The sequence below is a fragment of the Sporolactobacillus sp. CQH2019 genome (assembly GCF_028765345.1).
In the GTDB taxonomy this organism is placed as follows: domain Bacteria; phylum Bacillota; class Bacilli; order Bacillales; family Sporolactobacillaceae; genus Sporolactobacillus.
On sequence record NZ_JARAJZ010000007.1, the window covers coordinates 58,103 to 82,484 of the forward strand.

General features: G+C 48.9%; 21 protein-coding genes. 15 read left to right on the forward strand and 6 right to left on the reverse strand.

The window, feature by feature from the left end; genetic code table 11:
• Positions 1-97: 97 nt before the first annotated feature.
• A complete protein-coding gene (locus OYT88_RS11190; protein WP_274400086.1) occupies positions 98-1,330 on the forward strand; it encodes an MFS transporter in 1,233 nt (410 codons plus the stop codon).
• 2,093 nt (positions 1,331-3,423) lie between these two features.
• Here the strand turns inward: OYT88_RS11190 and OYT88_RS11195 are convergent.
• Both OYT88_RS11195 and OYT88_RS11200 read right to left on the reverse strand, forming a co-directional pair.
• Positions 3,424-4,290 (reverse strand): aldo/keto reductase, encoded by an 867-nt coding sequence (locus tag OYT88_RS11195; protein WP_274400087.1) that lies wholly within the window; start codon positions 4,288-4,290, stop codon positions 3,424-3,426.
• A gap of 432 nt (positions 4,291-4,722) precedes the next feature.
• On the reverse strand, positions 4,723-5,868 hold the full coding sequence (locus tag OYT88_RS11200) for a glycosyl hydrolase family 18 protein (protein WP_274400089.1): 1,146 nt from the start codon (positions 5,866-5,868) through the stop codon (positions 4,723-4,725).
• 379 nt (positions 5,869-6,247) lie between these two features.
• On the opposite strand from OYT88_RS11200, the gene rpsN reads away from it, so the two are divergent.
• The 7 genes from rpsN (at position 6,248) to OYT88_RS11235 (ending at position 12,987) form a co-directional block, all read left to right on the forward strand.
• The gene (gene rpsN, locus OYT88_RS11205; RefSeq protein ID WP_274400091.1) at positions 6,248-6,517 is read left to right on the forward strand and encodes a 30S ribosomal protein S14; all 270 of its coding nucleotides are present in this window, start codon (positions 6,248-6,250) and stop codon (positions 6,515-6,517) included.
• 317 nt (positions 6,518-6,834) lie between these two features.
• On the forward strand, positions 6,835-7,746 hold the full coding sequence (locus OYT88_RS11210; protein ID WP_274400092.1) for a metal ABC transporter solute-binding protein: 912 nt from the start codon (positions 6,835-6,837) through the stop codon (positions 7,744-7,746).
• A gap of 619 nt (positions 7,747-8,365) precedes the next feature.
• The gene (locus tag OYT88_RS11215; protein ID WP_274400094.1) at positions 8,366-9,016 is read left to right on the forward strand and encodes a DUF6944 family repetitive protein; all 651 of its coding nucleotides are present in this window, start codon (positions 8,366-8,368) and stop codon (positions 9,014-9,016) included.
• A gap of 259 nt (positions 9,017-9,275) precedes the next feature.
• The gene (locus OYT88_RS11220; protein ID WP_274400095.1) at positions 9,276-9,440 is read left to right on the forward strand and encodes a metal-sensing transcriptional repressor; all 165 of its coding nucleotides are present in this window, start codon (positions 9,276-9,278) and stop codon (positions 9,438-9,440) included.
• Between the two features lie 104 nt (positions 9,441-9,544).
• Complete coding sequence (locus OYT88_RS11225; RefSeq protein WP_274400097.1) at positions 9,545-9,844, forward strand: rhodanese-like domain-containing protein; 300 nt, start codon at positions 9,545-9,547, stop codon at positions 9,842-9,844.
• Between the two features lie 13 nt (positions 9,845-9,857).
• Positions 9,858-11,516: an FAD-dependent oxidoreductase gene (locus OYT88_RS11230; protein WP_274400099.1), complete on the forward strand. Its 1,659-nt coding sequence runs from the start codon at positions 9,858-9,860 to the stop codon at positions 11,514-11,516.
• Between the two features lie 718 nt (positions 11,517-12,234).
• Positions 12,235-12,987 carry a TIM44-like domain-containing protein gene (locus OYT88_RS11235; protein ID WP_274400101.1) on the forward strand — a complete coding sequence of 251 codons (753 nt, stop codon included), beginning with the start codon at positions 12,235-12,237 and terminating at the stop codon, positions 12,985-12,987.
• 276 nt (positions 12,988-13,263) lie between these two features.
• Here OYT88_RS11235 and OYT88_RS11240 read toward each other — a convergent pair whose 3' ends face one another.
• Entirely contained in the window at positions 13,264-13,476 is a 213-nt protein-coding gene (locus tag OYT88_RS11240) for a hypothetical protein (RefSeq protein ID WP_274400102.1), read from the reverse strand.
• Positions 13,477-13,692: 216 nt separating this feature from the next.
• Positions 13,693-14,019: a YbjQ family protein gene (locus OYT88_RS11245; protein WP_274400104.1), complete on the reverse strand. Its 327-nt coding sequence runs from the start codon at positions 14,017-14,019 to the stop codon at positions 13,693-13,695.
• A 444-nt stretch (positions 14,020-14,463) separates the two neighbouring features.
• Here OYT88_RS11245 and OYT88_RS11250 point away from each other — a divergent pair, with 444 nt between their 5' ends.
• Together OYT88_RS11250 and OYT88_RS11255 are read left to right on the forward strand one after the other, a co-directional pair.
• Complete coding sequence (locus tag OYT88_RS11250; protein WP_274400105.1) at positions 14,464-15,144, forward strand: GntR family transcriptional regulator; 681 nt, start codon at positions 14,464-14,466, stop codon at positions 15,142-15,144.
• Positions 15,144-16,058: a DMT family transporter gene (locus OYT88_RS11255; RefSeq protein WP_274400106.1), complete on the forward strand. Its 915-nt coding sequence runs from the start codon at positions 15,144-15,146 to the stop codon at positions 16,056-16,058. The genes OYT88_RS11250 and OYT88_RS11255 overlap by 1 nt, the downstream gene beginning before the upstream one ends.
• A gap of 216 nt (positions 16,059-16,274) precedes the next feature.
• Here OYT88_RS11255 and OYT88_RS11260 read toward each other — a convergent pair whose 3' ends face one another.
• On the reverse strand, positions 16,275-17,954 hold the full coding sequence (locus OYT88_RS11260; RefSeq protein ID WP_274400108.1) for an alpha-keto acid decarboxylase family protein: 1,680 nt from the start codon (positions 17,952-17,954) through the stop codon (positions 16,275-16,277).
• A 280-nt stretch (positions 17,955-18,234) separates the two neighbouring features.
• On the opposite strand from OYT88_RS11260, the gene OYT88_RS11265 reads away from it, so the two are divergent.
• From OYT88_RS11265 to OYT88_RS11275, 3 genes are all read left to right on the forward strand, one after another.
• Entirely contained in the window at positions 18,235-18,690 is a 456-nt protein-coding gene (locus OYT88_RS11265; RefSeq protein WP_443029668.1) for a MarR family winged helix-turn-helix transcriptional regulator, read from the forward strand.
• Between the two features lie 56 nt (positions 18,691-18,746).
• The gene (locus OYT88_RS11270; protein ID WP_274400109.1) at positions 18,747-20,687 is read left to right on the forward strand and encodes a DUF2207 domain-containing protein; all 1,941 of its coding nucleotides are present in this window, start codon (positions 18,747-18,749) and stop codon (positions 20,685-20,687) included.
• 65 nt (positions 20,688-20,752) lie between these two features.
• On the forward strand, positions 20,753-21,742 hold the full coding sequence (locus OYT88_RS11275; protein WP_274400110.1) for a 2-hydroxyacid dehydrogenase: 990 nt from the start codon (positions 20,753-20,755) through the stop codon (positions 21,740-21,742).
• Positions 21,743-22,160: 418 nt separating this feature from the next.
• On the opposite strand, the gene OYT88_RS11280 is transcribed toward OYT88_RS11275, so the two are convergent.
• The gene (locus tag OYT88_RS11280) at positions 22,161-22,268 is read right to left on the reverse strand and encodes a YjcZ family sporulation protein (RefSeq protein ID WP_274400112.1); all 108 of its coding nucleotides are present in this window, start codon (positions 22,266-22,268) and stop codon (positions 22,161-22,163) included.
• A gap of 546 nt (positions 22,269-22,814) precedes the next feature.
• Here OYT88_RS11280 and OYT88_RS11285 point away from each other — a divergent pair.
• Both OYT88_RS11285 and OYT88_RS11290 read left to right on the forward strand, forming a co-directional pair.
• Positions 22,815-23,000, forward strand: a complete 186-nt coding sequence (locus tag OYT88_RS11285; protein WP_274400114.1) for a hypothetical protein — start codon at positions 22,815-22,817, stop codon at positions 22,998-23,000.
• Positions 23,001-23,347: 347 nt separating this feature from the next.
• Positions 23,348-23,539 carry a hypothetical protein gene (locus OYT88_RS11290; RefSeq protein WP_274400115.1) on the forward strand — a complete coding sequence of 64 codons (192 nt, stop codon included), beginning with the start codon at positions 23,348-23,350 and terminating at the stop codon, positions 23,537-23,539.
• Positions 23,540-24,382: the final 843 nt, after the last annotated feature.

The window sequence follows — 24,382 nt, forward strand, 5'->3', positions numbered from 1 at the left end:
CTTTTTAAATACCGGATTTGGAGAAAATGGGCCACCAATAAATTCCACACCTAGCGCAAAAAAATTTCTAATGATGTGAAAAGAGGCACAGGTAGTTTTGGCCCCAAATAATAGCTTATTGCGTCGAAATGCGAATTATCGAAAACTATGGCTGGCGGGCAGCGGCAGTATACTGGGAGATTGGTTTAACCAGGTTGCGCTCAGTCAGGTGACGTTATCTCTGACACATTCTCCGTCGGCCATGGGCATGGTTCTTTTATGCCGGTCGCTGCCTTCCGTTGCGCTGGGTCCCTTTGTGAGTCCGTTTATTGATCGTTATCCGAAAAAGCCGCTCATGCTGATCAGTGATCTGATCCGGGCCGCAGTCGTGCTGCTTTTCCCCCTGGCTGTTTTTGACCACGAGACTTCTTTTTTGTATGCCGGAGCTATTCTTTTGGGATTGTCCGGAATTATGTTCGTACCGGCGCAGCAGGCAGCCTTTCCTCTTATTGTTTCAAATAAAGATTTAGCATCCGCCAATGCTTTGAGCTCGGGGACGTATGGCTTCATGAGTATTCTTGGAGCAGCGGGCGGCGGCATCGTTTCTTCTTTGGTGAGCCCTGTTGTCGGTTTTCTGATTAATTCTCTGTCCTATATTTGGTCTGCTTTCTATATTTTTCAGATTCATATGCCGAAAAATACAGGCGGAAATAAGAGAGCGGAACCTTATTTTAACGCTTTAAAAGAGGGCTTCAGGGAGGCCTCCGGGAATAAAGCAGTCAAAGCGATCCTATTGATCGGCATCAGCTGGGGTTTTGCCGGCGGAGGATATGCCATCCTGATACCGATCCTCGGAGAAATGGTTTATAAAATGGGCGGATTCGGTATTGGTATGCTGTATGCCATAGACGGCCTTGGGGTTCTGCTGGGAGCTTTGTTTGTCCAAAGGTTTGTCGGAAGCAACGATAAACGGGCAAACTGGTTGTACGGGGCTGCCTATTTGACACAGGCTCTGTTCTTTGCGCTGCTCGCGCAGTCGGCCGTTTTTATTGCCGGAGCCTTTATGCTGCTTCTGATGCGCATCAGCTCGGGGATTATCATCCCACTGGACAGTTATCTGATGCAGGTTCATACAAAAGCAGAAGTCCGAGGGCGGATCTTTTCATTGCACACTTCCACTTATTCAGGTGTCATGCAGCTCTCTTATGCCGGCTTGGGTTATCTTTACGAAACGGCCGGCATTCCCATCATGGGTCTGATAATCGGCCTGGTTTCTTTTCTCTGCGGACTGTCCTGGCTGCTTCAGCTGAAAACGTTTACGAAGCCCGATTCAATCAGTCATCATTTGTAATAAAAAATTGTACCTGATAATGGGCGGTATCTGGCCGTTACCTCATTGCCATTTCTCAATTTTCTGTTTGGAACATAACGGAATTTTTATAAAAAACGGTAATTCTCAACCGATAAAGTACACGGATCCGGATCAGAAAAGAATAATAGATGATGAACGAGTCGCAGAATCGGTACAAAACCGGGCTTAACCATCGCCGTCTGCATGAAATAGGGCATCAACCGAAAAAAAGCTGTTTATGAGAAAGTGTTGCTGCTTAACCGAACAGATTGCTTGCACGTATATCTTAATTAATAAGACTGATCGGATCATGCCTTCTGTCAGATCTCAATAGGGCTAACAAACCAGTGGAAACAGGCGGATTTGGCTGACAATCAAACTTCGTTTAACTATTATTTCATCAGACAGAAGCTGTGATTTACTGAATGGTGAGAAGCGCCGGTCGACAGCCGGCCCAGTAGCGACGAAAAAATCGCGCACGACCGATAAATCGTGAGCGCTGACCGAAAAACTGCCCGCGATGACCGAAAAACTGCCTGCGCCAACCAAAAAACTGCAAGTTACGGCCGATAAACCCCTGGCAACGACCGATAGACTGCAGTGAGCGAGAAAAACCGAGAAGCGGCCTGAACAAGCCGGTTTCTATGTGTTCACCGGAACATGCAGCTGAACAATCGCCAATAAAGTGCAAAGAATCAACAGTAGTTGCTGTAGAATTAATAAGCGCGAATAATCGGAACAAAGGATAGCTATTTAAGTAATTAATCAAAGCACAAATCGGGTCTTTAATCGGTACAGACCGTTTCAGCGCAGCGGCATGATCCTGATTATTCGTTAAAAAGTTCAGAACATGTTTCCCGATGGATACGCAATGTCTTATAATCGATTTTTGCCTCTCACTCGGAAAATCTTTTATACGAGTATCCCCTTAACTCATTGTCCTACTGTGGCCTGCCGTCAATCGATGATCGACTCTTCCTAAAACCATCTCTTGAAAGACGGAGAACGTTTCCACGATCCATAAACTTCTGCAATCGTCGAAAATCGGGCGCCGGCTGATAGGTTCCGTGTGACGACCGAAAAACGGCTAATGGATAATAACTGGACTGAAATCCGATCCATACAGCCAGGCCGCCGGCTAGTATCGGTCCGAGAATCCTTGTCCCGAAAAATTCGCTAATCGGCCTGAAACAGCGAGTTATCGCCCCGTCAGGAGTTTATCACTCCGAAAAAAGAATGAATCGTCCTAAAACAGTGAACGATCGCCCCAAAATGATCTCGATCCGCCCTATTCAGGCAAAGTATCACCCCATCAGGAGTTTATCACTCCGAAAAAAGAATGAATCGCCCTAAAACAGTAAACTATCGGCCCAAAATGGTCTCGATTCGCCCTATTCTGGCAGAGTATCGCCCCATCAGGAGTTTATCACCCCGAAAAAAGAATGAATCGCCCTAAAACAGTGAACGATCACCCCAAAATGGTCTCGATTCGCCCTATTCTGGCAGAGTATCGCCCCGTCAAGGGTAAACAGCAATTAGTTAAATGAATCGGGGACAACTGTTTGTTCCGATTATTCGCGCTTATTTATTCCACGTCTACTGTCGATTTTTCGGCCGCTACTGTTGATTTTAAGCACTTTACTGTCGATATTCTGCGCTTTACAGATATGATAGGCGGCGCTTTACTGCTGATATCCGTCGTCTTCGGCTATTTTCGTTTCCAATTCATAAAAATACGCGGCGGGCCGAAGAAAGAGATCGTGTGTTTCCGACAGGTAACGCCTATTCGCACCGGGTAGCCCTCTTTTTTAGCGGAATAAATCGCTGTTCGCATGAACATTCGGAAGCCATAGACGACCGCTCTTGCCAACTCGTTTTTCGGAAGCATCAATGACACTTTCACGCAGCGGCCTGGCTGGATACATGAGTTAAGAGGATACCAATTATCTTTCAATAACATGCCGTTCTCCCTTATAAAATATAAAAACAGGAACGCTCCCCATTGAATCGGCAAAGCGTTCCTGCTGTCTGTTTTTTTTCAGTTTATATTTTCAGATGAATCGGCGGATTTTCCAGCGCTGACCGGGTTCCGTTCAGACAGCCTTTGACAGAGTCTGAAAGTCTGCGTCACTGAGTTTAATTCCGGCGGCGGCAATGTTTTCTTTTACGTGGGCAACTGAAGACGTTCCCGGAATCGGCAGAATGACCGGCGAACGTTTCAGCAGCCAGGCCAGGGCGATCTGTGCCGGTTTCGCGTCGTATTTTCTGGCGATCTGATCGAGCGCTCCGCCTTCCTTGGCGAGCGCTCCCGTTGCCAGAGGGAACCAGGGGATGAATCCGATCTGGTGCTTTTCGCAGTAGTTCAGTACGAATTCCGAATCGCGTTTGGCCAGATTGTACAAATTTTGGACGGAAACGATCGGCGTAATCTCGTTGGCGGCCTGCAGTTCTCCGACGCTGACCTGGCTCAGTCCGATATGGCGGATTTTTCCTTCCAGTTTCATCAGCGCCAGTTCACCGATCTGGTCGGCAAGCGGCACCTTCGGATCGATCCGGTGCAGCTGAAGCAGATCAATGTGATCCAGTCCGAGCGTGCGCAGATTCAATTCAACCTGCTGACGAAGATACTCCGGCCGGCCGACGGGGATCCATCTGCCCGGTCCCTGACGTGTATGTCCGACTTTTGTGGCGATCACAAGGCCGTTCGGATAGGGATAGAGAGCCTTTTTGATCAATTCATTGGAGACAAACGGACCGTAAGCATCCGCCGTATCAATAAAATTGACGCCGAGTTCCGCGGCGGTCCGCAGGACACGGACGGCTTCCTCCGGATTACTCGATTCCCCCCAAACGCCGGGGCCCGGCAGCTGCATCGTCCCGTACCCTAGACGATTGACCGGCAAATCGCCGCCGATTGTAAAAGTACCTGATAAGGCTGCTGTAACGGTTGATTCAGACATTCGCTTTCCTCCCTGAACATGTTTTTTTAGAAAGTCGTCTTTATTCTTGCCCGCAACCTTCTGCTTTTGGTTTAACACAGTCGTCTTTTCGGATTCAAAAGAAATGCTCGGATTAACATAATTGTCACAAAAAAGGCCGCCGATAAAGACATATATCGGTTGCCAATGGCCGGGTTCTGCCGCATCCTGTACAGTCCCCCATTATGAGCTGTGGCGATATACCTATTCTAAAATGCAGCATCTTGACAATAATGGACGGGGCACGCAAATGCCATTGTCCGTTGTCCCGGGCATTGTGTGCCGTTCACAGAACCTTCGCGATCTTAGACAACTGACGGCAGCAGGTTGATTCTGTTTCGGGACGTATTAAAGGGCCGGACAGTCAAAGTAATGAGACGTTCGGACCCGCAGGATGTGATCGGGCCCTTCTCATTATCTGATCCATTTGCGGATGCTGAAATTGTCCTCAAGCATAACCCAGTTTTGCCGGAAAGAGTAACCCAAAGCCCAATAACTGATCCCGCGGAGGTGATAGCGTTTGGCCAGGTCGAACTTGGCCTGCGTGCTCCGCGGATCTTCAAACCAGACTTCGTGAAGGCGGTTCTGTCCGTCGACATAGCGGAAAAACGGGGCCTGAGCGGCGGAATCGTACTGAATCGCAGCGCCGTATCTTACCGCCAGTTCCACGGCTTCCTTCGGACTGAAGGTTCTTGCCACCTGGCCCTGTACATGCGGAAGAACCCAGTCCCGGGCGTAAATCTGGAATCCTAAAAAAATTTTATTTGCCGGCATTACCGATAAGGCGTATTCCACAACTCTTCTCATCTGATAAAGGGGTGAGATTGCCTGCGGCGGCCCAAGCCGGTAGCCCCATTCATAGGTCATCAGTACGACAAAATCGGCGATCCTGCCGTGTGCCTCGTAATCGTGCGCTTCGTACAACAATCCGGCCTGCGCAGCGCTTGTTTTTGGCGCTAAAGCGGTGGATACAAAATAGCCTAATGGATGGAGGCGATTTACAGCCTGCTGAAGAAACTGATTGTACTGCTCACGGTCGGCAGGGAGGACATTTTCAAAATCAATATTTAATCCGCGATATCCTTTTTCACGCATGATCCGAATTACGTCCGACAACAGATTTTCGCGATAGGCCGGCGTACTCAGGACAACATGCGCCAGATTGGTGCCCGTTGCTGTTGCGGTAAAATTGGTAATCGACATCATAGGAACGGCTTTTTCAGCGAATGCAGCGGAAATGATCGCCTGATCGTCTATCGGATCGAGTGTTCCGTTTTCGGTGATACGGTAGGCGAATGGGGCCAAATAAGTGAGCAGACGGCCGACCTCTTGAATCGATCGAACGGCCTCACCGCTCGTCTGATACGTATAGGCATTGACTTCAACGTCGGGTTTGCGCCCCTCATGACCTGTTTCCGGAACGGGAATAATTAGTGCCTGGCCGACCACCAAACGATTCGGATCAGACAAATCATTGATATCCGCCAGCGTATTTACCGATACATGATAGCGCTGTGCAAGCTGCCATAGAAACTCTCCGCTTTGGACCACATGAATCATCAATGAAAATCTCCCCTAAAGTGTTCTCACTCGTACTGTATGAAAATGCGGGAAGAATTGTGCGTTTCCCCAGTAAAGCCCGGATCATTCCGGATCGGCAGGAGACACGGATAAAAAATGTCAGAAAAGGAAGAAACTGCTATCTTTCAAACACCTGTATTCACCCTGCGGCAAAGAGTAAACGGAGAATCCTGACGATCGGCCTGTTCCCCTTAATTCCCATCGGCGGTCTGCAATTTGTATTTAAACAATGAAAAAGGATCAGATTCGGCCCGGAAGGGGAAATTATTTTTAACATGTCTTGCCAAAGAGGCGGCAGTATGGTTTAATAGAAAACGTAAATCGTAATTATTACGATTTATAGAGGAGTGAAAATACAGTGGCTAAGAAGTCAAAAATAGTTAAGGAATTGAAACGTGAAACTTTGGTCGCCGAATATGCCGATCGGCGCCGTGAACTGAAAGCGGAGGGAAATTATGCCGCGCTGGCAGGACTCCCCCGCGATTCATCGCCGACGCGGCTTCATCATCGCTGCCGGCTGACCGGAAGGCCGCACGGCTATATGAGAAAATTCGGGATGTCCCGGATTGCTTTCAGAGAATACGCGCATAAAGGACAGATACCCGGGATCAAGAAAGCAAGCTGGTAAATGAAGAGAGACGGCCTGTAAAAAGCGCGGAGAGATTGTCGAGCGGACGGGCCGGGTGTTCCCGACAGAGAGAAGGGGGGAAGAAACCCGTCAGGATTTCCATGACTCTGCCGGAACATCATATTTACATATTAATTGACTATCATAGGCATTTATTTAAGAGATTTAAAGTGATCGGGAGATCTTTTTAAGCGCCTTAAACGCCGGGTTGTGAATGTGAAGGGTATTAAAAAAACAGAAGCGCTCAATCTTTGCTTTATAAAACGTTATCATGACGATTAAAAACGGATCAAGCGATCAGGAGGAGCAACGGAAACATGAAGCGTCATCATTTTATCCATCAATTTTTTATTTTGTTCGGAGTCCTTATCATATCGGCAGGAGTGCTGTCAGGATGCGGAAAAGCGTCATCCAATAACAGCGCTTCGTCAAAAATCAATGTTGTCGCTGCGGAAGATTTCTACGGGGAGGTTGCCCGGGCTGTCGGCGGCAGCCGTGTCAATGTCACTTCGATCATTAACAAACCGAGCGTTGATCCGCACGAATTTGAACCGACGACGGGAACGGCTCAGTCCGTCGACCAGGCTAAGCTGATCATCTATAACGGCATCGGCTATGACAGCTGGATGGATAAACTCGTTTCGGCCGGTCAGACGAATAAAAAGGTGCTTCGTGTCGGAGAAGATCTGATGAACAGGAAAACCGGAGACAATGAACATTTGTGGTATAATCCGGAGACGATGCCGGCACTTGCCCGGCAAATTGCCGCCGAACTGGCGAAGCTTGATCCGTCTCATGCCAAAGACTACCAAAAGAATGCCGCTGCCTATATTGCGAAAATCAAGCCGGTGAAAAAGCTGGTTGACAAGCTTTCTAAACAGGCGGCCAACCAGACGGCAGATGTCTCTGAACCGGTATTCGACTATATGCTGCAGGCGCTAAAGTATAAAGTCGGCAATAGAGGCTTTGAACTGGCGGTTGAGAATGGAAATGATCCTGCGCCGAGGGATATTGCCGCTTTGCAGAACGATATCACCCATCATCGGATCAAATTCTTTGTTGACAACATTCAGGCAAGCGACCCGACTGTCAACAGGATCGTAGCGCTTGCAAATAAAAACAACGTGCCGGTCGTTAAAGTGACGGAGACGCTGCCTACAGGGCAAAGCTACACGTCCTGGATGCTCGGCGAATTAAAGCAGATTGAAAGGATACAGAGCAATCAATGATATTTTCCTCAGGAGCCGGCCGGGCATACAGGCTAAACATGATTGAACGGATTGAAATCTGTATTAGAAGGTTTTCCCATGGCGGGCGGAAATTTCGGAAGGATCATCGGCACGGCCTGAACGGAGAAAATATCGGATCATCCGCCTTTTGAGGCGGATCCTGGTGAGAGGTCTGCGATTATCGGACCGGGCCGCGCTGCCGATGAATAGTGAACCTCAGTCTATCCGATCCCGAGAAACTCTTATTTGCGAAATTCATCGATTGGAGCCCTCAGTCAGAACAGGGCTCTTTTTTTTAAAAATCCAATTTTGGCGAAATGAAGGCCAGCACGGCAGATATTGCCGAAACAGGGTGTCGGCCCCCTTTCGGCGCTTGCTCCGAAAAAAGAATCCTGCCGCGGAAACGGACGAAAATAAGCGATCCAATATTGAAACTGTTCATCCGGTCCCGGCCTGAAAACTTGCTTTATCCTGATTGCCGATAGATATAACGGGAATATCTGCCAATCATTATTTTACGGGACAGTGACCCGCATTAATTGAATGATAGCCGGGGCTTTCGCCCTGTCTTTCGTTTGAGAAGAGGAATATGCTTTTAATACCGGGAAGGGGGGAAGGCATGGAAGCGAAAAATGAAACGCTGAAACTTACCGCGCTGTTTTCAGTCGTTCTTGGAAAGGTTATGGTGGCATCGGGCCTGACTCCTTCGCTTGGTTTAACGCCTAAGGCTCAGCAGTCGCTGTTTTTTTATGGGAGCCTTGTGCAAATTAACGGAGATGCGCTGGATGCGGAGTTCCTGCGCGGAGGAACCCCCGACAAAATGGGGACGCAGCTTCAGGCATTTGGCTATGTGTTAGTCATTTACGCTTTCATCGTTTTGCAGGATCCATATAAAAGATTAAAACTATTTCAGGTCAATAATATAAATCAGATACTGGCAGGGATCATTATTCTGTCGGATAAAAATGTGTGGAAAAAGAACTCCCTTGTTATTGGAAATATGATCATTATTCTGGGTAATTTTATCATGGCTTTAGGCAGAAACAGCCGGCTAAAAAGTGTTGCGCCGCTGTCTTACATCGATCCGCTCGAAACTAAGGGCGGATGGGCACAGGCTGCAGGGGCAGCTGTCATCTTTCTTGGCGAAGCTGAGAAGAGCATCGGGAATAAAAAGGGCTATGCAGCTGAGAAAGACAAGAACATCAAAAATGAAAAAGAAAAGAAAAAAACCAGACGGTTCCGCAGAGTCTCAGCGGTTCCGGGCAGATGAAATGTTCCCTGAGAAATGGGAGCACAAATGTAAACGGCAGTCCTTCCGATCAGAGTGCCGCCGACCCGAACAAGGACATGACGAGAACAGAGAATGGACAATCCGGGCAGCGAATCTGTGCAGGGGGAGTACCTTGAAGCGCCTGTCCCTGCCGAGGTTAATATATGGAGCGGGCTTGGAGAAAAATGTCGGTCAATAAAGTTGACGAAAGATGTTCTTTTGATTAATATACCCTTGTGGGTATAAAAGAGGCCGGCAGATGGACGATCTGCTGCCGATGAAGAATCGTCTGAAACGGATCGGCGGACAAATTCAGGAAATTTTACGAATGACGGATCAGGAGGCGGATTGCAGGCATAGTGTGATGTCAATGACAGCTGTAGATCGTGTACCTGGACGGACTGCCGGAAAGAATCTCGACTAAATCGTCGGCGTCAGACTTTTTCATAGACTTTTATATACCCTATAGGGTATAATAGCGCTAATGGCCTGTATGCGCTGAAAATAGAACAAAGCGAGGAAGATAGGATGTATGGAACAATCACTCCCGAAGAAGTTGAACGGTTAATCAACGGGAAAAAGGATGTCAGTATTATCGATGTCCGGGAACCGATCGAGTACGCCGGCGGGCACATTCCCGGAGCAAAGAATATTTCAGTCAATATCATTCAATTCCGCATGGACGAAATTGACAAAACGAGAGAGCACATTATTGTTTGCCAGTCCGGAAGCAGAAGCGGAGTGGCATCGGCTATTCTGGCCGCTAACGGATTCAAGGTGAAAAATATGAGCGGCGGCATGATGAACTGGACAGGAAGTATGGAATGAGGAGGGGATGCAGATGAAATTTGTGATTGTGGGCGGAGTCGCCGGCGGCATGTCCGCGGCCACGCGTTTGCGCCGGTTGAACGAAGATGCCGAAATCATCGTCCTGGAAAAAGGGCCTTATGTCTCTTTTGCAAACTGCGGACTCCCCTATTATATCGGGGGAGTGATTCAGAATCGCTCAGCGCTGCTTGTTCAGACAGCGGAAAAACTTTATGATCGGTTCCGTTTAGACGTCCGTATCGAAAGCGAAGTGTTGAAGATTGATCGTCAGCATCAAAAAGTCACAGTTAATCATCAGGATTACCTTTATGACGAGAGTTATGACAAGCTGATTCTTTCGACGGGCGCGAAACCGGTGGTACCCCCTATGAAGGGGGCCGGAGAAGCGGACAACCTGTACACATTGAGAGATGTTCCGGATGCCGAGCGGATTGTCCAAATGATCGAGACAAATAAAACCGGGCGTGCGGTCATTGTCGGTGCCGGTTTTATCGGCCTGGAGATGGCGGAAAATCTTTATCGCCGCGGTTTAAAAGTGACTGTAATCGAGCGGGCCGGCCAAATCCTTCCGCCGCTGGACATTGAGATGGCTGCTGCTATTGAGCGGGAGCTCGTTTCCCGCCATATCCGATTGTTCAAAGGCAGGACCGTTACCGGATTCGAGGACCGCGGAGCGACAGTTGTCATGGATGACGGCCGCAAGCTGGAGACGGATCTGACGATTTTATCCGTAGGCGTCCGCCCCGAATCCGCCCTTGCCGCCGATGCCGGCCTTGAGCTTGGCACGCGGCAGGCAATCGTGGTCAATGATCGGCTGCAGACCAGCGATCCGAATATCTACGCGATTGGCGACGCTATTTCGGTCAGGCATTTCGTCAGCGGAACTGCGGCGGTCATTCCGCTCGCCTCGCCGGCCAATCGGCAGGGACGGATGGTTGCCGATATACTCAGCGGAATCGAAAGGCATTACGCCGGAACGCTCGGCACGTCGATTGTCCGCGTGTTTGATCAGGCTGCCGCCGTGACCGGTCTGAATGAAAAACAGCTGCAAGGCTCCGGAATCGCTTATGAAACGGTTCATACCAGTCCTTATGATCACGCAACCTATTATCCCGGAAGCCAGTCGATGCAATTAAAATTATTATTTGAATCCCCGGCCGGCCGCTTGCTCGGCGCCCAGGCCGTTGGCGAACAGGGGGTCGATAAGACGATCGATGTGCTCTCAACCGCAATTAAGGCGAAGATGACGGTCTATGACCTCACCGAACTGGAGCTCGCCTACGCGCCGCCGTTCAATTCGGCCAAATCGCCTGTCAATATGCTCGGCTACGTCTCACAGAATATACTGGAACATAAAGTCTATGCCATTCAGTGGAACGAAGTCGATCAGAGAATCCGTGAAGGCAGTCTGCTTATCGATGTACGGACGAAAAGCGAATATGAACAGGGAACGATTCCCGGAGCGGCGAACATTCCGCTGGACAGTTTACGTGAGCGAATAGATGAACTGCCCAGGCACAAAGAGATCATTGTTGCTTGCCGGGTGGGGCTGCGCGGCTATCTTGCGGCCCGTATCCTTTCCCAGAAGGGTTATAAAGTCAAAAATCTGGATGGCGGATATAAACTTTATTCGACAGTTTTTTCTGCTAAAAACAAAAAAGAAAAGAATTAAAAAGATGTCTGCACCTGCCGGATCGGAAAGGGGTGCGGATGTTTTTTTACAGCGGTCCGCGCCCAGAATTGTCACAGGTATTGGGCATGGGCATATGGTGTAAGTGAAACAACGGGGCAAATCCCCAAGGAGGCTGGAAATACATGAATGAAATACCTTCTTATTATGAGCCGGGCCGGGACTATGGAGAGATCGATCCAACCTATTATTCCGACGACTTGGACTTCCCTCAGGAACGGCAAATGACTGCACCGCCCGCATCCTATCCCGGGCAGCCCTATCCGCCCATGCCTTACCCTGTGCAGCCCTACCCGGCACATTCCTACCCGCCGGCACATCCTTATCAAACTGCTTATCCGGCACATCCCTACCCGCCGCGGCCTTATCCGCCGCGCCCGCCGTATCCACCGGGACGTCCGCCTTACTGGTACGGTTCCGGCACCGCTGCACCGTCCCCTATGCCGCGTTTCTTCTGAAGGCTGAAAAAGATCTTTAACTTTTTGTCTGCACGTAAAAAGGGGCTTGAATAAATCGGAGCGAATGTCAATCTCGATTTTCGTTTCGATTTTTTTATTGCCTTTTGCGAGTTTTCAATCCAAAGGATGACGGGGTTTTATAAAATGCAAACACGTCATGTAGGAAAGCTAAATCATTCTTTATAAATTGAATCGCGGGGAGTATAGTTTAAGTAATCTTAAAGGTACGGCGGAGTGAAAGCATGAACCGGCTGAAAATCATTTCTTTAATTTTTCTGATCCTTTTAAGTGTGGGAACCGCAGCGGCGGACGTTCACGTCGCTTATGCACGGGCCGGTGGCGGCGGAGCGGGAAGCGCCGGCGGCGGAACAGGCGGGGGAGGGGTATCGGATCAAGGTGAAAATACGGGTGGAGGAACGCCGCCTTCCGGACCCGGACGTTTTATGAACGCCGGAAGTGTTCCCGCATCCCAGGGTTCCCCGATCGATTTTCTGATTTTTCTCCTTTTCTTTGGGGTCTCTCTGTTTGGCGGGAAAGGGGCGTTTAAAGGCTTGTTCTTCTACCGCATTAAAAATCCGACACGGAGAGACATCACATTCTGGAAGGATAAGAGCCTGCGCAATCGGATCACGGCATGTTATGCCGCGATTCAAAAGGCCTGGTCCAGACAGGATCCGGATGCAGCCAAAAGCTACATGTCGGAAGCGATGCTTGAAGAGCACAGGCGGCTGATTGATGAGATGATTGAAAGAAATGAACGCAACGTGGTCGCTCTTGTGGATGTTGTCGCTATCCGCGCCGTCTATGTTTCAGCGGGCAAAGATGATCTTCGGGTAGTGATTACAGGGAAAATGATTGATTACCGGATCAATACGGCTACCAAAAAGCTGCTTGCCGGCAGCCGGTTTCGCCGCGATACGGCGACAGAAGGCTGGCGGTTTATAAGGCGTGACGGCGTATGGGTCGCCGACCGGATCAACGGAGAAATTATTTAATATGAGTATCCCTTTCGCTCATTTTCCCGCTGTGCCGTCAGATGATGATCGACTTTTTCTGAAACCGTCAATCTCTCTAAAGACGGAAAGCGTTTCCACGATCCATAAACTCCCGCGCCGACCGATCAACGGCTTCAAACGACCGATAAAACGGATGTAACGACCGATCAACGGCGCTTACCGACCGATGGGCGCTCTGCTTAGCTCATAAACTCCCGGCCATGATCGATAGATCCCGCGCCGACCGATCAACGGCTTCTAATGACCGATAAAACTCTACACCGACCGATAAACTCCCGGCCATGATCGATAGATCCGGCGCGCCGACCGATCAACGGCTTCAAACGACCGATAAAACGGACACACCGACCGATAAACTCCCGGCCATGATCGATAGATCCGGCACCATGACCGATCAACGGCGCTTACCGACCGATAGGCCCCCTCCATGGCCGATAAACTCCCGGGCATGATCGATAAAACGGACACACCAGCGGGTCCAACTCCGGCCGCGGCTGATCCATTAATCAGGGACGGTCTTTCTGGGTCTGATTATTCTTCAGACAGGCCATTCAGAAGACAGATCCGCCGTTGGTATCGAAAGGATAAAAAACACCTGCCGGATTTGCGGGTGTTTTTTGGCGAGTCTGGCCTTCGGATGTCGGAAAACATCATGGATACTGCAGCGAAAGATCGGGAGGACGTTTATTCTTCTTCTTTTTCAACAATAACGGCTGTTCCAAAAGCCAGAACTTCGCTCATGCTTTGTCCGATTTCGCTCGAATCGAACCGCATCATCACAACGGCGTTTGCTCCCGTGGCTTCGGCATTGGCAATAAGGCGGTCGATCGCCTGCTGACGGGCGTCTTCGAGCATGGCCGTATATTCATGAATTTCACCGCCGATCAGGCTCCGTAAACCGGCCATGATGTTGCCGACCAGGCTGCGGCTCCTGACAATCAGCCCAAATACCTCTCCTTTTACCTCTTTGACTCTATAGCCGTGAATGTTTTCCGTTGTCACAACGATCATGTAGTCGTCCTCCCACTTTGATTAGATTTCATACTCCCCTAACCAGATTATCATTTATGCATCAATTTCAATAGCCCTGTCCTCTGTTTTTATGGATCATTTTTTGAATCTTGATGGATGTCGATGAAGAACAGTAATCGTTAAGAAAGATTTGAGTGAGAAACTGGTGAAAGTCTGCATCACCTTTATGATGGAAACGGCTAGTCGAATGATGCAAGAATAATGGAGACGCGGATAGGTTCCGCAGCATTGCCGTTATCGAGCTAAATAGAGATGAAGTCCCTATATTCAGCCTGCTGATAAAACAATTTGCCGGAGCGTCATGACTGCCGGTACGTTTATCGAATAGGGGCCTTTTTCTCCTTTTGGATCTCTTTATTTGCATTTCATTAGTGCGGCTGTATAATATGTATGCAATATATTGCATACAAGGAGGTAAGAGAAATGCCTATTCCTCAGAATTTTTCTTCACCGATCCGGATGCTGGCAAAAGACAGAGCATTCAATCAATTGCAAAGATGGATCATTGATGGAACGCTTGAACCGGGTGAAAAAATATACGATTCGGAAATTTCGAAGGCGCTGGGTATCAGCCGAACACCGATCCGAGAGGCTCTGCAGCTTTTAGAAGTACAGGGTTTTATTGAGATGCAGCCGGGAAAAGAAACGCGGGTGACGGAGATCAAAAAAGAAGATGTCCTGAAAATCTATCCGCCTCTGGCTTCTCTGCACGCTTTGGCAGCCGAAGAAGCGGCCAAAATCGTGACTGCGGAACAAATTGAAACATTGAAAGAAATGGCTGACGAATATGGACAGCTTATCGATCGTCAGGAACAGTTTAAAGCGATGGAAAGCGATGAACAGTTTCATAATTACATCGTCGAGCTTGCTGACAATCCCTACATTACCGACTTCTCCTCGATACTGCAGTTGCACATCCGGCGGTTTAAATATGTTTTTCTAAAGAGAGATTTCGTGATTGTGAAAGAGTCTCTGAAAGAGCATCGAGCTTTAATTCAGGCATTCGAAGAGCATCAGGCTGAAAAAGCGGCGTCGCTAATGAGACAGAACTGGCTGAGGCCGATGAAAGAAGTTTACAGCTTTCTTGTCGGAGAAAAGAGATGATGAACAGAGAGAATCACCGACTCGCAGATCTTTCTTTACTTTTTGTAGCCGTTGTATGGGGCTCCAGTTATCTTGCAACAAAAATTGTACTGGCGGATGTTGCGGTATTCACTTTTCTGTTTCTCCGATTTCTGCTTACGTCACTCGTGATGGTCGCCCTGACCTGGAGAAAATTAGTGAAAGTGACGAAGCAAACATGGCTGTCCGGCATTATTTTCGGCTTGTTTCTTTCAGGCATCTTCATATCCGAAACATGGGGTATTCATTTTACTTCAGCAGCCAACGCCGGTTTTTTAATTAGTCTATTCGTCGTATTTACCCCGCTGATCGAATCGGCCGTGTTCAGAACAAGGCTCCGCGCCGGTATCTTCGGTACAGTGCTGCTCTCGGTTTTCGGGACGTTCCTGCTAACGATGAAGGGCGGATATCAATTCAATACCGGCGATGCCCTGATTCTGATTGCCGCGTTATTGCGCGCTATTCAAATGTCGGTGACACAAAAATTGACGGAGGGCAGGGTTATGGATTCCGGCGCGCTGACAACCATACAATTGGGAGTCGTAGCCGTGATAATGGGCATTTTCTCTCTGCCTTCGGGGCGCTTGCCCGATTCGGCCGTCTTATCGTTGCCGTTCTGGCTGTTAACCGCTTATCTCGCCTTTTTTTGTACGCTGCTTGCCTTTTATATTCAGCTCATCATGATCCGGCGGACTTCTTCCACGCGAGTCGGTCTTTTGACGGGGACGGAGCCGCTGTTCTCAGCTCTTTTTGCTGTGTGGCTGGGCGGTGAGCGCCTTTCCCCGCAGGAGTGGTTGGGCGGGCTTCTGATTGTTGCCGCCACCTATTTCGGCCGGCACATGGAGGCAAAGAACCGCATGGGAAAGACGACAGCCGCTGCTGTAAAAGACGTATAAAACAGCGGATTTGCCGGCAGCCGGCAGAGAAATGGAGCGTTCATGCGGATGTTAAGCCGAAAAAGCGCTGGCCTTTCGAACAAAAAGAGACCACGTCAAAAAAAGCGGCTGATAAAGTGAGGATCCGCAAAGAGGGGACGGCCTTTTTTCTTCAACGTAAAAAAAGCGTCCCACTATCAATCGATAATGGGACCATCTTATCAGATCGGGTATGGCTTAGTTGTTCTGCGCAGCAAACACTTTGCCCAGTTCGGACAAAAGCTCGGGCATGTCCATTTTGCCCATGACGATTTCGACGAATCTTAGGGATTCAGGATGGACAATTATATCTTTAAGCGCGTCTTCGAGTTCGCCTTCAGTGGCTGCCTTATAGCTTTTCACAAATTCGCTGCTTCCGATAACGGCAGGAATCTCTGCGTATTTCCACATCTGGATGTCGTTATAGGCCGCGTCCGGACCGTGAATGGATCTTTCGACCGTATATCCGTCATTATTAATGACAAAAATGATCGGATGAATCTGCTGACGAATCATGGTTGAAATCTCCTGGAATGTCAGCTGAAAGGCGCCGTCGCCGATCAGCAGAATGTTGCGTCTTGTCCGGTCGGCAAGCTGCGTGCCCAGTAAGGCAGGCAGCGTATAGCCGATCGATCCCCACAGCGGCTGGCCGATAAAGGTGACGTTTTCTTTCAGCGGAACCGTTTCCGAACCGAAAAAAGACGTTCCCTGGTCGGCGATGACAACGTCGTTTTTCTGAATAAAAAGCTGCACCATTTCCCAGAACCGTTTCTGAACAAGCGGCTGATCGGCTGCGACATAAAATGGTGAGCGGCCCGTTTTCTCCTGTTCGGCTGCAGGCGTTATCGCCAATGTGTTTTTATTCCGTGCGGCGAGAGAATCCGCCAAACGGTTCAGCGTTTCTTTGATCTCAATATTCTGGAAGCGCTGATCCTGGTAAGCCACGTCATCCGGATTCACGTGAATCACGGTGTCATCGCTGAAACCTTGCGAGAATCCGCCCGTAATCGAATCGGTCAGCCGAACGCCGATGCTAAGGAGGCAATCCGATTCATCGACGCACTTTCTTACATAAGGCGTGCTCGTTTTTCCGCTGTAAACGCCGATGAACTGCGGATGTTCTTCATTAAAGACGCCCTTTCCCATGCTCAGAGTGGCCACCGGCAGTCCTGTCTTTTCAGCGAAATGCCTGAGCTCTTCCTCGACATGATAGCGGTATACTTGAAAGTCTGCCAGGATTACAGGCGATTTGGCCTGTTCGATGACCGGGACGAGCGACTCCAGCATTTGCTGAAGGTGCTGCGGATCGGTCCTGCTCTCATCCTGCAGCAGCGGTTCGGCGGGGGGCGCGGCCGGCTGTGAATGAATATCGACGGGAACGTTAATATAGACCGGACGTTTTTCGGCCCAGCATGCTTTTAAAACACGGTCGATTTCCTGCGGTGCGTCTTCCGCCGTTAACGTCGTCTGTGCGACGGTGACTTCCTGGTACATCCGTGAAAAATGATTGAATTGGCCGTCGCCGAGCGTATGGTGAACGATTCGTCCTTCGCGGGCGACCTTGCTTGAAGGGGAGCCTGTAATCTTAACGACGGGCACCTGTTCCGCATAAGAACCGGCAATCCCGTTTACGGCGCTCAGTTCGCCGACGCCGAATGTCGTCACGAGTGCCGCGATTCCGTGTATCCGTGCATAGCCGTCTGCGGCGTAAGCCGCATTCAGCTCATTGCAATTGCCGATCCATTTGACGGCGGGATGTTCGATGATTTCATCGAGAAAAGATAAATTATAATCGCCCGGCACGCCGAAAATGTCGCGAATGCCGAGTTCCGCCAGCCGGTCAATGAGATATCGTCCGATTGTATAATTGCCGCTCATCTTTTGTCTTCGCCTCGCTTTATAAAATTTTCGTTTGGAACAAAACAGGTCTCAGGCAGAAAAAAATCTGGTTTTATAGGTCAACATCATTGACCTATAAAACCAGTGTAAGGCAAAAATACATTTAGGTCAACATACTTGACCTAATAGGACGCCTGATTTTTTCAATTCATGCAAAATGATAAGGAAGAAGGCGCAACTTTATGGTATACTACTATTCCGAAGTGAAAGGAGTCTAAACATTTTGAATGATGAACAGCAGAAACTAAATGAAGTATTAATGCTATTTTATTTTGCTTACCGGACATTTACTGAAAAACCGGATCAAATGATCGCGAAGTACGGAATTCAAAGGGTGCATCACCGTATTCTGTTTTTTATCGCCCGTATCCCGGGTATTACGGTGAACGAGCTGTTTACCGTTTTGGAAGTGTCAAAACAGGCGGTCAATGTACCTTTGAGGCAGCTGTACGAGAAAGGATTTATTGAGTCGGAGCAGGCAAAATTCGATAAGCGATATAAGCAGCTGTTTCTGACCGAGAAAGGGTACCGGCTGGAACAGGGACTGAGCCGGGTGCAAAAGGAACAAATGAAAGAAATTTTTTCATCATTAGGGGGAGACCACCAGAAGGCCTGGATGGACGTGATGAAGGAGCTGGCTGAAGTGCGGCCGGGACGCAGGCAGCTGGAGGCCCTGTTCAGAGAAAAGCAGACAATTGACAGAATCAGGCAATAATCCGATTTAATGGCTGTTCACGGTATGATGTTAAAGAGCGGAAAGGTCGTGAAGCGATGAAAAAGGGAAGAATCTTTCCTGTTCTCTTCCTGTTAATTCTGCTGCTTGTAAGCGGATGCAGCGGTTCCGGGGAAAATAAAACATTCCGGATCAATCAGGTGGCTATTCATGCCGCTGTGCGGCCGGATGGTTCAATGCAGGTGAAGGAACTTTACGATTACACGTTTCACGGCTCTTTCAATGGAACGACCCGTTCGATAAATTCCGATATCACGGGCTTTAAAGCGTATCTGATTTCAAAGAACGGGGATTTTTTTCAACCCGACGAATCAAATCTTTTAAAAACGTCCTTAGAAGACCATACATATAAAATTTACACAAGGTCGGTGAATGAAACAAAGAAGATCCTGTATGTTTATACTGTAAAAAATGTGGTCAGCAAGTCCCGTGATGCCGCCTTTATCAATTACAGTTTCTTTGATCATGACAACCGGACGGATTTACAGCACTTATCCATTCATTATCAGTTTCCCGGAACGCTGAACAATCAGGTAAATGCATATTTATACGATTATTCCGGTCAGGCCGTTCTGACAAAGCAGCAAAACTATTATGCCTACACGATAAACCGTCTCCCGGCTGGAGAATCGACGGAGACGCATTTTCTTCTTCCGTCTGCCTATTTTCCCCAGAAGTCGACCGATCATGACATCGATCGGTACATGGCATTAAAGAAAAATGAAGACGCCTTTCAGCAGAGGCTGGTCCACCGAAAGGGCTATGTGGCCGCCGCTAAGAGGCTTTTAAACGATTTAACATGGATCCTCTTTCTTGTTTCGGCCGTATGGCTGCTGATCCGACGTCTGCGACGGCCGGCCGGCCCTTCTGACATTGATCTGCATTTTTTAGAAAAAATGGATCCGCTCTACGCTCATTATCTGGATCATCGATTACGCTTCTCAAATGACGCAATCATTGCGGGGCTGCTGTCTCTTGTGCGGAAAAATATTGCCGATATGGCTGTCGTTCCGATTCATGAAAAGTACAAAAAAGACAAAGATTTTCCTGAGAAAACTATAAGGTTCACGCGAAAACAGCAAACGGTAAAACTGACAAAAGCTGAAAACTATTTAATAAATTGGCTGTTCACCTCGAAGTATGATGGCAAGGCCGGATTTACCCTTGATCAGATTTACGGGCCGACCGGGAAGGAAAAGAAGTCCGGGAAGGTGCTCGCAATCTATCAAAAAAAAGCTGAACGGTTTAAAAGCAAGCTCACGGTCTGGAAGGACCTTCTGAAGAAGGAAGCACCTTTCTCCAGAGATCTGTTTCAGCCGAAGGTGAAATTTTTTCCGCTTATTGCCCTTATTTTTACAGGAGGTATTTTCGTCTTTGCCAATTGTTTATGGCGGATCGATGCGACACAGTCAAAGACGGTGACCGGCCTGAACATGGTCCTTGCCGGCCTGTTGATTGCTGCGTTTGTTATTTATTTCATTTCTCCAAGGTGGAAGGCAGGATTTTATGTTTTCTTTGCCGCTGCTTTTTTTGAACTGATGAGCCTTCATGATCCGGATCTCAAAGTTGCTGCTTCTTTATTCATCCTTGCCGCTTCAATTTTATTTGGCTTCTTCCCAAGTAAAAAATGGCGCCCGGACAAAGCCGCGGAACGGCGGATGCTTAAGAAATGGAAAGAAGACATATCACGGCCGCATACGGAGCCATCCGTCACTCAAGCTCAATTGGACCATCTGTTCGCGCTTTCTGTTTCGTTAAATGTCGGCCAATCATTTATTTGTGGATATAAAAATCTGATGAAACCAAGTATGACGGCTCCCTGGATGGAGCAGGCAGATGTAACAGCCGCAAGCTTTTACCCGAGCTGTTTTCTTTACTATTTTGCAGCGACGGACTCGGCGGCGTCAGGAGATACGGGGAGCGGTACATCTTTTGGCGGCGGACCGTCTTCCGGAGGAGGCGGTGCCGGAGCCTTCTGAATAGATCGCATCTAAAAATGGAATGACTATTTCAATTGAGCAAAATTACGGGAGGGAGAACAAGTATGAAGATTCTGCTGATGACGTTAAAAAAAAGAATAGAAAGATTTTCCGATCTGGCGGCGATACCGGAATCATGGGAACTCGTCTTTGCGGATTTTGAAACCGATACGCGGAAGCTGTTGACAATCGGCGGCGATGCCGATGTGATTTTTGCCGATGCGATGCAGCCAGTCCGAAAGAAATTAATTGATGCGATGTCTCATTTAAAAATGATCCAGTCAGAGGGCGTCGGTTATGATTGGATCGACATCCGCGCTGCAAAGGAAAAGGGCGTCTTTGTCTGCAATAATGCCGCAGCAAACAGCAAGGCCGTCGCGGAACAGGCCGTTCTGCTCATGCTGGCGGTGCTGCGCCGAACGGTGGAGGGCGACAGAATGGTGCGGGAGGCGCGCCAGATCGAGGCCAAAAGCAACTGGAGCCTGGAAGGAATCCGAGAGCTTTGGAACTGCCATGTCGGCATTATCGGCATGGGCGCCATTGGACAGGAAACGGCCGGGCGGCTCAAAGGCTTTGAGGCAAAAGTCAGCTACTACAGCAGGCACCGGCTTCCGGAAGAGCGGGAGCGCGAGCTGCGGGCCGACTATTTGCCGCTCAATGAACTTCTAAGCACATGCGATATTATCAGCCTTCACTTGCCTTCGAATGCCGAGACGAAAAATTTTATTAATTTGGACCGCCTTTGCCTGATGAAAAAATCCTCTGTCCTGATCAATACGGCGCGGGGAGAAGTGGTCGATCAGGACGACCTGATTGTCGCTCTGAAAGAAGGGCTGATTGCCGGAGCAGGGCTGGATACGATTTCACCGGAACCTGTCCGGCCGGATAACGCACTTCTGCATCTGCCGGAAGAGATTTCCGAGAGAATCACATTTTCGCCTCATATCGGCGGAGTGACGGAACAGGCCTTTAAACAGATGCACACGTTTGCCTGGACGAATATCAGGCGTGTGGATGAAGGCAAAAGGCCGGAAAATATCGTTAACGGATTGTAATTTCAAGCGGGAAAAATGTCCGGCGGCACGGTTTCGAACCTGCCTCCGGCACGAAACAGGCGGCGCGCAGCGACGTGCTGCCGGACTTGCCTGCCCGGGCTGCCGGGCGGCATGAATATGGGCCGGACGGATGTAAACCGCTGAATACGGTATCACGCTTCAGGAAATCTGCCCGCTTCGGCAGGCGCCGCTTGCAACGGCTTATGCCGCCGCATTCTGCCGGACGCATCTGGCATTTCCCGGCTCGCAAGGCTTATATCCGGACTGGGGAGAGCCGGTTCGGGAGGCCCAATCATCCGAAATGGGCGGCCGCTTCGGCTCCTTTAAAAAAATAATCTAATAATAAACAGGGCACCTTGTGCCGGGGTGCCCTTGATACAGGAGGAATGCTGAGTGCCGAGGGACAGATCAGATGTCATTAATACACGAAAGCAGTGCCGACAATGATCAACAGAATGAACAGCACAACGATCAGAGCGAATCCGCTGCCTGTGCTGTATCCACCATCATATCCCAAGAGAAGCACCTCCTTGTCAGGGAATAATTTAATATATGAATGGACAGGCGGTCGGCGAAAGGTACAAATTGATGAGTGAAAAAACCTATTTGTGAGAAGCGCAGTTTCAGCAAACATTCTCAATCAAATGTCGGCCGCCATTTTGAAAAAATGAAGCAGATTGAGCAGCGCGGACAGTAGAAATTCAGGATGCACCAGATCGGCGGTGCATCCTGAATTGAATAAAAAAACGGGATGACTTCATTCAGGATGATACGGCCGCGAAAATTTCAATGTCGTTCGCTGTGATGAAAAGAAGTAAAAACAGCAGCGCTTCGATGCCGCGATAAAAGGGGGAGGATCAGAAATTTGCAGAACCTTCATATCTTATCATTAAGCCGCGGAATCAGGGGTTTAAGTAACGGGCAATGAATCGAACCAACCGGATTAGGATAGAGCGTTGCACCGCTTTATGATGGCGCCTCTGGATACATGTCCGTGCAGCGCCTTACTCATGTATAAAAATCCCTTCATTTGAGTAACGATAAATTATCCCTGCAATTGGAGATGAGATGATTGAAAATAAAAATATTTTCAGACCATGAACCCAGTAAAGTAGAAAAAGCAGTGAACAACTTCTTAAGTAAACATGCGCCGATTAAAAAGATCGCTTTCAGCACTTCATTAAAAGATATGGATGAAATGGTAAATGGAAATGATGAGAAATTGTTTTATTCCGTGATGATTGTTTATGATGACTGATCGTGCAGCACCTTTACAGGTGCTTTTATTTTTTTCAAAGAAGCAGAACCGATCTTGATTGCAGGATCTGTAGGTATGGAATCAGAATGATAGGATCGTTACAAATAAAGATATGTACTCGGAAAGGCACGGATCATCAGCCTTTCGCTAAGATAAGCAGTTCAAAAAATGATTGTTTACTCAGCAGCTATAGCTATTTTATGGCTGACGTACAGATTTGCTGAAAAAAAAACCTTTTCTGGTTTATAATTAAATTAGAAAAATGCACAGGCATGCCAGTCGCGCCGAATCGAGCAGTCGCACCGAATCTGAGCGGTTGCACCAAATCAGGAGAAAGTTGCACCGAAATGCTGAAAAACCGCACCGAACCGGGAAAAAGCCGCACCGAAATGCTGAAAAGCCGCACCGAACCGGGAAAAAGCCGCACCGAAATGCTGAAAAGCCGCACCGAATTTGAGCGGTCGCACCAAATCAGGCTAAAGTCGCGCCAAAATGCCGAAAAACCGCACCGAACTGGGAGAAAGTTGCACCGAATCTGAGCGGTCGCACCAAATCAGGAGAGAGTCGCACCGAAATGCTGAAAAACCGCACCGAACCGGGAAAAAGCCGCACCGAATCCGGCAGAACTTGCACCGAATCCGGCAGAACTTGCACCGAATCTGAGCGGTCGCACCAAATCAGGAGAAAGTCGCACCGAAATGCTGAAAAGCCGCACCGAACTGGGAGAAAGTTGCACCGAATCCGGCAGAACTCGCACCGAATCTGAGCGGTCGCACCAAATCAGGCTAGAGTTGCACCGAAATGCTGAAAAACCGCACCGAACCGGGAAAAAGCCGCACCGAATCCGGCTCCAGATGCACCGAATCGAGCAGTCGCACCAAATCAGGCTAAAGTCGCACCGAAATGCTGAAAAACCGCACCGAACCGGGAGAAAGCCGCACCGAATCCGGCAGAACTCGCGCCGAATCGAGCAGTCGCACCAAATCAGGCTAGAGTTGCACCGAAATGCTGAAAAACCGCACCGAACCGGGAAAAAGCCGCACCGAAATGCTGAAAAGCCGCACCGAGCTGAGAGAAAGTTGCACCGAATCCGGCAGAACTCGCACCGAATCTGAGCAGTCGCACCAAATCAGGCTAGAGTTGCACCGAAATGCTGAAAAACCGCACCGAATCCGGCAGAACTCGCACCAAATCTGAGCGGTCGCACCAAATCAGGCTAAAGTCGCGCCAAAATGCTGAAAAACCGCACCGAACCGGGAAAAAGCCGCACTGAATCCGGCTCCAGATGCACCGAAACGTCAAAATATCGCTCCGAATCACCGAATTAAACAGCTGAGTCCAAATTCATGTTGGCCTGCGTTGAGTCGGCATGACAAAAAAAG

Excerpts from the sequence above, each read along its gene's own strand:
- OYT88_RS11245 (WP_274400104.1), bottom strand. The coding sequence starts at position 14,019 with ATGATCGTTGTGACAACGGAAAACATTCACGGCTATAGAGTCAAAGAG.
- OYT88_RS11250 (WP_274400105.1), top strand. The coding sequence starts at position 14,464 with ATGCCTATTCCTCAGAATTTTTCTTCACCGATCCGGATGCTGGCAAAA.
- OYT88_RS11230 (WP_274400099.1), top strand. The coding sequence starts at position 9,858 with ATGAAATTTGTGATTGTGGGCGGAGTCGCCGGCGGCATGTCCGCGGCC.
- OYT88_RS11195 (WP_274400087.1), bottom strand. The coding sequence starts at position 4,290 with ATGTCTGAATCAACCGTTACAGCAGCCTTATCAGGTACTTTTACAATC.
- OYT88_RS11235 (WP_274400101.1), top strand. The coding sequence starts at position 12,235 with ATGAACCGGCTGAAAATCATTTCTTTAATTTTTCTGATCCTTTTAAGT.
- OYT88_RS11290 (WP_274400115.1), top strand. The coding sequence starts at position 23,348 with ATGCTGAAAAACCGCACCGAACCGGGAAAAAGCCGCACCGAAATGCTG.
- OYT88_RS11225 (WP_274400097.1), top strand. The coding sequence starts at position 9,545 with ATGTATGGAACAATCACTCCCGAAGAAGTTGAACGGTTAATCAACGGG.
- OYT88_RS11200 (WP_274400089.1), bottom strand. The coding sequence starts at position 5,868 with ATGATTCATGTGGTCCAAAGCGGAGAGTTTCTATGGCAGCTTGCACAG.
- OYT88_RS11255 (WP_274400106.1), top strand. The coding sequence starts at position 15,144 with ATGAACAGAGAGAATCACCGACTCGCAGATCTTTCTTTACTTTTTGTA.
- OYT88_RS11215 (WP_274400094.1), top strand. The coding sequence starts at position 8,366 with ATGGAAGCGAAAAATGAAACGCTGAAACTTACCGCGCTGTTTTCAGTC.
- OYT88_RS11220 (WP_274400095.1), top strand. The coding sequence starts at position 9,276 with ATGGACGATCTGCTGCCGATGAAGAATCGTCTGAAACGGATCGGCGGA.
- OYT88_RS11210 (WP_274400092.1), top strand. The coding sequence starts at position 6,835 with ATGAAGCGTCATCATTTTATCCATCAATTTTTTATTTTGTTCGGAGTC.
- OYT88_RS11275 (WP_274400110.1), top strand. The coding sequence starts at position 20,753 with ATGAAGATTCTGCTGATGACGTTAAAAAAAAGAATAGAAAGATTTTCC.
- OYT88_RS11265 (WP_443029668.1), top strand. The coding sequence starts at position 18,235 with ATGCTATTTTATTTTGCTTACCGGACATTTACTGAAAAACCGGATCAA.
- OYT88_RS11270 (WP_274400109.1), top strand. The coding sequence starts at position 18,747 with ATGAAAAAGGGAAGAATCTTTCCTGTTCTCTTCCTGTTAATTCTGCTG.
- OYT88_RS11260 (WP_274400108.1), bottom strand. The coding sequence starts at position 17,954 with ATGAGCGGCAATTATACAATCGGACGATATCTCATTGACCGGCTGGCG.